This window comes from Streptomyces sp. NPDC001493 (assembly GCF_053597235.1).
Genome location: NZ_JBSFHV010000063.1, coordinates 1 through 2,191 on the forward strand (window position 1 = coordinate 1; position 2,191 = coordinate 2,191).

Annotated in this window: 1 pseudogene; it reads right to left on the reverse strand. The window is 66.9% G+C overall.

The features are described 5' to 3' along the window. Positions 1–2,191 (reverse strand): annotated as a pseudogene (locus ACWCWD_RS37010) (hypothetical protein); the annotation flags it as partial.

Here is a 2,191-nt window from a genome sequence, read left to right on the forward strand (position 1 = left end):
CCGCCGTTGAAGGCGACGGTGATGGTGAGGTCGGTGACCGTGTCGTTGTCGTGCCGGATGCGGCGGACGTCGAAGCGGGAGGGGACGGTGAAGCGGGGGGTGCGGTCCAGTCGCATCCGGGGTCGCGGGACTGGACCGGTCTCGGCGGGAGCGGGCCGCGTCTCCGCAAGGGCGAGGTCGACTTCGTGAAGGGCGTCGGCGAGGACGGTCGTATGCCTCTGCAATTCTTCTCGCAGAGCGGCCTCTTCCTGTGGGCCGTCGGCAGTGCTGATTCTGTGCTGGAGGTCGTCGGCGTGCAGGCCGGCGGATTCCAGAGCGGACTCCGCGGCGCGCAGGCGCGCCCGGGCCGCGATCTCCCTTTCGCTCAGCAGCTCTTCGATCGGGGCTGCCGTGATTTCCCGCGGTGGTGACTGCCCGATCGTTCGCGTTCCGGGGCGGGGTGCCCGGGCGGAGACCGTCTGGGGCGGGGTGGGAGTGACGGGCAGGACGGGCGGTGTGTTCGTGCCGTGGTAGGTGATGGGTGCGCCTTCACCCAGTGCGAGGAACTCGTTCTCTCCTTCGCCCAGGAGGAGTGAACGGTCGGGAACCGTGTCGGCGCGGCTTTGGAGGTAGGTGCCGAACACATGGTGCAGCGGCACCTCCTGTGATGTCACCCAGAACGGTCCGAGCGTGTGACTGCTCTCGTCGGTGGGGTCCTTGTAGGGCGTGAGGAGGCTGTAGGACTCGGCGGGGCCGCGTGTCATCTGCACGTTGTCCCCGACGGTCATGGGGCCGTAGTTCTGGTCTTCCAGCAGGCTCCGCTTCTCCAGACGGATGAGCTGGACGACTCCTCTGGTGACGTCGACGTTGGGCATCTTCACCCGAGTCAGCACCTCGTAGGTGAACACGTGCTGAGCGATCATGCTGTGCAGGTAGACGGCGGGATCGTCCAGGGACGTCAGGTCGAATCGTGTGACCGGGTATTCCTGGCCGTTTGACTCCCAGGTGTCGTGACGCAGGTTGCCGCTCAGACCGGCTGTGTAATAGCCGCCGTCTGTTTTGGGCGGACGGAAGTGGCTGATCATCACCTTGAACCGCTGGGGTTCGGTGTTGATCGATCCGCCTGCCTGTTCGTCTGCCCAGACGTTCAGCCAGCCGCTGTTTCCGCCGTTGTCGTTCAGCCAGGTGTGGAACTCGGCGGACACTCCGTCAGTGCCGCGAAGCGAACCGCCGATCGGGCCGGTCATGTCGGCGGGATCGACCAGGGCCCACGGTGTGTCCTCAGGGTCCTGCACGCCTAGCTGCCGCTGCCAGTCGGGGTTGCTCACGAGCTCGCGGGGGAGACGGTCGAGCAGGCCGTGCTCTCCCAGGAGCATCTGCATGCGGAGGAACTCAATGCGGTACTCAGGTCGCCAGTTGTCGTCCTTGAGTAATGTGTTGGCCTTCAACAAGCGCTCTGCGGCGTCCCGTTCGCTTCTGCCCGCGTGCTCGTCCGCCCGTATCTGCTCGGCCCGTTCGATGACAAGGTCGAGGTACTTGTCGGCCGGTTCCATGACGGCGTTGAAGACGACGTTGCCGTCCCAGGGGTCGCTCCATTCGGCAGCCGGGCGGTCGTCCAGGTACTTGAGCGGCACCGTCAGGCCCCGTCTGGTGTCGGTGACCACGGCGAAGGATTCCATCGCCGGTGCCAGGGACCACAGGGTCTGTGCGTTGAACGGCCCCTCGGGGAGGCTGTCCGGAAGGACGTACGTGACGAGGGACGATGCGTCGAACGGTGCGTTCTGCTCTGCCTCGTCGTCCTGCGCGGGCTCGGGCGAGGGCGGTGACTGCACGGGACTCGGCGCGGAGGCGGGGGGTTGCACCCACGTGAAGCGTGCTGCCGTGGACGGGCCGGCCGGGGTCGGTGCGGGTGCGTCCCAGTCGGTGTCGTCGGAGTTTTCGGCGTCGGAGTCGTCGGAGTCCTGTCGGAGGCCGCGTGGGATGGGGAGCATGCGGGCGGCGACGGCGTCGGTGTCCCGTGGGCCGGTGTTGTCGTCTTCTGGTCCGAGGGGTTGGGAGACGGGGTCGATCCAGGTGTGGCTGCGGGGAGATGGGGCGCTGGTGTCGTGGGCTTGTTTCCAGTTGCCGTTGTGGTTCTGGGTGTCGGTGTCGCCGATGAGGGTGGCGAGGAGTTGGAGGTGGCGTTGGCGTAGTTGGGCGTGGGGGAGTGCGT